This is a genomic window from Mesorhizobium sp. M0189, assembly GCF_040322135.1.
Taxonomy (GTDB): Bacteria; Pseudomonadota; Alphaproteobacteria; order Rhizobiales; family Rhizobiaceae; genus Mesorhizobium.
Genome location: NZ_JAMYSW010000012.1, coordinates 187,501 through 193,026, shown reverse-complemented (window position 1 = coordinate 193,026; position 5,526 = coordinate 187,501). Strand labels below are relative to the sequence as shown.

General features: G+C 58.8%; 3 protein-coding genes, 1 tRNA gene and 2 rRNA genes (1 of these 6 only partly in view). 3 read left to right on the top strand and 3 right to left on the bottom strand.

The features are described 5' to 3' along the window. From NKJ09_RS21700 to NKJ09_RS21690, 3 genes are all read left to right on the top strand, one after another. Window positions 1–705, top strand: a 705-nt coding sequence (locus tag NKJ09_RS21700; protein ID WP_352763482.1) for an ATP-binding cassette domain-containing protein, incomplete at its 5' end; no start/stop codon positions are given. Beyond that, on the top strand, window positions 702–1,493 hold the full coding sequence (locus NKJ09_RS21695; protein WP_352483559.1) for an ATP-binding cassette domain-containing protein: 792 nt from the start codon (window positions 702–704) through the stop codon (window positions 1,491–1,493). The genes NKJ09_RS21700 and NKJ09_RS21695, both read left to right, overlap by 4 nt. Beyond that, a complete protein-coding gene (locus NKJ09_RS21690) occupies window positions 1,490–1,996 on the top strand; it encodes an L-2-amino-thiazoline-4-carboxylic acid hydrolase (RefSeq protein WP_023722304.1) in 507 nt (168 codons plus the stop codon). The genes NKJ09_RS21695 and NKJ09_RS21690 overlap by 4 nt, the downstream gene beginning before the upstream one ends. 623 nt (window positions 1,997–2,619) lie before the next feature. Here the strand turns inward: NKJ09_RS21690 and NKJ09_RS21685 are convergent. The 3 genes from NKJ09_RS21685 to NKJ09_RS21675 all read right to left on the bottom strand — a co-directional run. Then, window positions 2,620–2,696: transfer RNA gene (locus tag NKJ09_RS21685), tRNA-Met, on the bottom strand. A gap of 233 nt (window positions 2,697–2,929) precedes the next feature. Further along, a 5S ribosomal RNA gene (gene rrf, locus NKJ09_RS21680) occupies window positions 2,930–3,044 on the bottom strand. A 96-nt stretch (window positions 3,045–3,140) separates the two neighbouring features. Next, window positions 3,141–5,526: ribosomal RNA gene (locus NKJ09_RS21675) — 23S ribosomal RNA — on the bottom strand; it runs 421 nt beyond the window's last position.

Here is a 5,526-nt window from a genome sequence, read left to right as displayed (position 1 = left end):
CCTCCTGCCGTGCCCCGTCTAGGGCTGATCCGCCCCGCTCCCTTCTTGTGTTCCCACACCCCCCCCCCCTGCGCCGCGCTCACATTGCCCTACCTTACTGTGGGGGGTGCGACGGGACGTCAGCCTGCAAGTCTTCGCGACCATGCTTCAATCGGCGGCCGTGACATCGGCTTCATCTTCCAGGATCCATCGGCGAGCCTTGACCCGGTGATGCCAATTGGCAAGCAGATCGCCGAGGTCGCCTACACCCACCTCGGCCTCAATTGGCCGCAAGCCTACGCGAAGGCCCAAAACTTGCTTGAACGGGTCCGTCTGCCCGACCCCAATGCGGCTATGCATGCCTTTCCACACCAGCTTTCCGGCGGCCAGAAGCAGCGCGTCGCCATCGCCGCGGCAATCGCGTCCGGCCCGAAACTGCTGATCGCCGATGAGGCGACCAGCGCGCTGGACACCATCGTGCAGGCCGAGATCGTCGCGCTAATTCGGCAATTGGTGGCCGAGGACGGCATGACGCTGTTGTTCGTCAGCCACGACATCGCGCTGGCCGCTGAGCTGGCGGGGCGCATCGCCGTGTTCCGGAATGGCGAATTGATCGAACTCGGTGCGACGGCGCAGGTCGTCAGTGCGCCGCGGCACACTTACACTCGGGCGCTGCTTGACGCTCATCTCGGCCTCGACGCCGAGCCGCTGTTGCAGCGAACATGACCAGTCCTCTGCTCGCCGTTTCCGGCCTGACCAAACGATACCCTCGCGGCGGCAAGATCATTGCCGCGGCAGATAACGTTTCCTTCCACATCGAAGCTGGCGAGACGCTGGCGCTGGCCGGACCTTCAGGCAGCGGCAAGTCGACGATAGCCCGGCTGATGCTGCGGCTCATCGAACCCGACGCCGGCCATATCGAATTTGAAGGCAGCGACTTCCTGTCAATGAACGGCGCTGCCTTGCGCCACCGGCGCGCTCGTCTGCAGATGGTGTTTCAGGATCCGCTCGCCGCCTTGAACCCGCGCGCCACGGTGGCCCGCGTGCTCGACGACCCCTTGCGCATCCACCACATTGCCTCTCGTGCCGAGCGCCCGCGCCGTATCGCCGCTCTGCTGGAACGCGTCGGCCTCAGTCCCGGTCTCGCCGGCCGCGCCATTCACGAAATTTCCGGCGGCCAACGCCAACGCGTCGCAATCGCCCGCGCGATCGCCACAAAACCGTCGCTGGTCGTGCTCGACGAGGCCGTGTCGGCGCTCGACGTTTCGGTGCGCGGGCAGATCCTGCGGCTGCTGCTCGACCTTCAACGCGAGGAGCGCATCGCCTATCTGTTCATTTCGCACGATCTCGGTGTCGTCCGTGCCATCGCCCACCGCGTCGCCATTTTGGACGCCGGGCGCATTGCCGAGAGCGGCGATGCCCGTACCGTCATCGACGCGCCGCAATCCGCGATCGGCAAGGCGCTGGTGGCGGCAGCGCCAAGACTGTCAAGGATCGAACAGGACGCATCATGACCGACGTCGAAGCCCGAGCCGAAAAACTGTCGCGCGAACTCGATTCCGCCTTCCGTAACCGCGCCGATCTCTATCGTCTGTTGCTCGACGAGCTAACCGCGGAAGTTGGCGCGGAAAAGGCTGAGGCTATCATGATCCGCACCATCGAACGGCGCGGCAAGGAGGTTGCGGCGTCGGCCTTCGCCGATTTCGGCCCGAACGACGCACCGGCAATCGGCGAGGCGTTCCTCGCCGTCAGCCCGGATGGCGGCCGCATGTATCCGACCGACGTCGAACGCGGCCAAGGCCGCATCGCCTTCAAGGTCAAGCGCTGTCCGCTGAAGGACGCTTGGGTCGAAGCCGGCGTTGGCGACAAGAAGCTCGCCACGCTCTGCCGCATCGCCGGCGCCTTCGACCGCGGCCTGTTCGAGGCCACCGGAGTGCGCTTCGACAACGTCACCTGGACGCCGGGCCACGGTTCCGGCTGCTGCCACATCGCTTTGACCAACCGGGATGCCGGCTAGAGCTGCAGTTCGAGCCATGTCGGCGAAGACGTAAAGTTCCGTTTCGTAACCGGCGCCATAAGGCAAGCGGGGGTTTTGATGTGTGCATTGCAAGGAATTGGTGCCGGCCGGAGGCGTCTTTGTGGGTTCACGGCTGTGGCCTCGAGCCACGGCAATCAAATCAATCCGAGATTTTGTCGGATTGCGGCATTCTTATTCGTCTTCAGTAGGGGAGTTCCTGGAGGTGAATTATGAGCGAATTGCCGGTGGTCAGAACGCGACTCAAAGGCAAAAACCTTACGCAGAGCATGCTGATCCCAACGGAGAACATGGTCGCAGACGAGCTCCGGGCTGCGCGACCTGGCCACTTGTCGGACCTTGCAGAGTTACGACGTAAGCTCGCGGCAAAATACGGAGCAGACGCCTGCTGCCCAGTGACTGTGCGGCGGCACTTGGTGCATATCAGTCAAGACGGCAGCGCGCCCTTTTGGCGCGTCGTAAATCCCGATCGGCCATTCGCCCGACGTATGAGAGGTGGATCGGAACACATACGCGAAAGATTGGCTGCGGAATGCTAAGTGTCCTGTCGCGGCACTTCAGTGCATACGAAAACGGCCCGCACAAGGCGGGCCGTTTTCGTACTTTGGTTGCGGGGACAGGATTTGAACCTGTGACCTTCAGGTTATGAGCCTGACGAGCTACCGGGCTGCTCCACCCCGCGTCAACTTCACGGCGAACGCCGGCCGGGCAGCCCGGGCTTTTTTGTTTTGTCCGTCCTCAAGGCCTTCGCCTTGTGGGCGGACGGGGCGCTGCTCCACCCCGCGTCAACCCTAGAAGTAAGCCTTGGCTCACTGAATTCAAGCTTCCGCCAAATGAAAGGGCCGCTTGCGCGGCCCGGAGTCCCGTTGGCGGGCCTGTTCGTAAGGAGAAGATTAAACAACGTGCGCTTGGCAGACCTGGCAGCGACCTACTCTCCCGCGTCTTGAGACGAAGTACCATCAGCGCTGGAGCGTTTCACGGCCGAGTTCGGAATGGGATCGGGTGCAGCCGCTCCGCCATAACCACCAGGTCGGCAAAACGCACGTTGCTCGAGAAGCTGTTTTCTGTGCCATCCATCTCGGCGCAATCCAAGGATTGTCGCCAGAAATGGGCATTAGGAATGAGAACGATCAAGCCGATCGAACTATTAGTACCGGTAAGCTTCAAGCGTTGCCGCTCTTCCACACCCGGCCTATCAACGTGGTCGTCTTCCACGGTTCTCAGGGAATACTCGTTTTAAGGTGGGTTTCCCGCTTAGATGCCTTCAGCGGTTATCCCGTCCGGATATAGCTACCCTGCTATGCGGCTGGCGCCACAACAGGTCCACCAGAGATCCGTCCATCCCGGTCCTCTCGTACTAGGGACAGATCCTTTCAATATTCCTACACCCACGGCAGATAGGGACCGAACTGTCTCACGACGTTCTGAACCCAACTCACGTACCGCTTTAAATGGCGAACAGCCATACCCTTGGGACCTGCTCCAGCCCCAGGATGCGATGAGTCGACATCGAGGTGCCAAACAACCCCGTCGATATGGACTCTTGGGGGTCATCAGCCTGTTATCCCCGGCGTACCTTTTATCCGTTGAGCGATGGCCCTTCCACGCGGGACCACCGGATCACTATGACCGACTTTCGTCTCTGCTCGACTTGTCAGTCTCGCAGTCAGGCAGGCTTATGCCATTGCACTCAGCGAACGATTTCCGACCGTTCTGAGCCCACCATCGCGCGCCTCCGTTACTCTTTAGGAGGCGACCGCCCCAGTCAAACTACCCACCATACATTGTCCCGGACCCGGATAACGGGCCGCGGTTAGACATCCATAGTGATAAGGGTGGTATTTCAAGGGTGGCTCCACCTGAGCTGGCGCCCAGGTTTCAAAGCCTACCACCTATCCTACACATGCCACTACGAATGCCAATGTAAAGCTATAGTAAAGGTGCACGGGGTCTTTCCGTCTAACCGCAGGAACCCCGCATCTTCACGGGGAATTCAATTTCACTGAGTCTATGCTGGAGACAGCGGGGAAGTCGTTACGCCATTCGTGCAGGTCGGAACTTACCCGACAAGGAATTTCGCTACCTTAGGACCGTTATAGTTACGGCCGCCGTTTACTGGGGCTTCGATTCAGAGCTTGCACCCCTCCTCTTAACCTTCCAGCACCGGGCAGGCGTCAGACCCTATACGTCGTCTTGCGACTTCGCAGAGCCCTGTGTTTTTGATAAACAGTCGCTACCCCCTGGTCTGTGCCACCCTCCCATGCTTGCGCATGAAAGGGTCACGCTTCTTCCGAAGTTACGCGTGCAATTTGCCGAGTTCCTTCAGCATAGTTCTCTCAAGCGCCTTGGTATACTCTACCAGTCCACCAGTGTCGGTTTCGGGTACGGTCTATAAGGAGGAGCTATTTCCTGGAACCACGCAGCAGCCCTTTCAATCCGATAAGATTGGACTACCTCAATGATCCGTCACTTCCTCCAGGCCCACGAATATTAACGTGGTTCCCATCGTCTACGCATTTCTGCCTCGACTTAGGGGCCGGCTAACCCTGCTCAGATTAGCTTTAAGCAGGAACCCTTGGACTTTCGGCGGGGGAGTCTCTCACTCCCCTTACGTTACTCATGTCAGCATTCGCACTTCTGATACCTCCACCATCCCTCACGGGTATGGCTTCATCAGCTTACAGAACGCTCCGCTACCGCTTGCATTGCTGCAAACCCTAAGCTTCGGTGTATGGCTTTAGCCCCGTTACATTTTCGGCGCAAAGACCCTTATTTAGACCAGTGAGCTGTTACGCTTTCTTTAAATGATGGCTGCTTCTAAGCCAACATCCTGGTTGTTTTGGGATCCTCACATCCTTTCCCACTTAGCCATAACTTGGGGACCTTAGCTGTAGGTCAGGGTTGTTTCCCTTTTCACGACGGACGTTAGCACCCGCCGTGTGTCTGCCGACTATTACTCCCAGGTATTCGGAGTTTGGTTAGGTTTGGTAATCCGGTGAGGACCCCTAGCCCATCCAGTGCTCTACCCCCTGGGGTATTCGGTCGACGCTCTACCTAAATAGATTTCGCGGAGAACCAGCTATTTCCGAGTTTGATTGGCCTTTCACCCCTAGCCACAAGTCATCCCGAACTATTGCAACAGTTATGGGTTCGGTCCTCCAGTAAGTGTTACCTTACCTTCAACCTGCTCATGGCTAGATCACTCGGTTTCGGGTCTAATGCGACGAACTGAACGCCCTGTTCAGACTCGCTTTCGCTGCGCCTACACCTATCGGTTTAAGCTTGCTCGTCACACTAAGTCGCTGACCCATTATACAAAAGGTACGTGGTGACCCAGGACGAACCTTGGGCTCCCACTGTTTGTAGGCAATCGGTTTCAGGTACTATTTCACTCCCCTTGTCGGGGTGCTTTTCACCTTTCCCTCACGGTACTAGTTCGCTATCGGTCATGCACGAGTACTTAGGCTTGGAGGGTGGTCCCCCCAATTTCAGACAGGATTTCACGTGTCCCG

What these genes read in the sequence shown, in the direction of transcription:
- NKJ09_RS21690 (WP_023722304.1), top strand. Translation starts at nt 1,490, where the DNA reads ATGACCGACGTCGAAGCCCGAGCCGAAAAACTGTCGCGCGAACTCGAT.
- NKJ09_RS21695 (WP_352483559.1), top strand. Translation starts at nt 702, where the DNA reads ATGACCAGTCCTCTGCTCGCCGTTTCCGGCCTGACCAAACGATACCCT.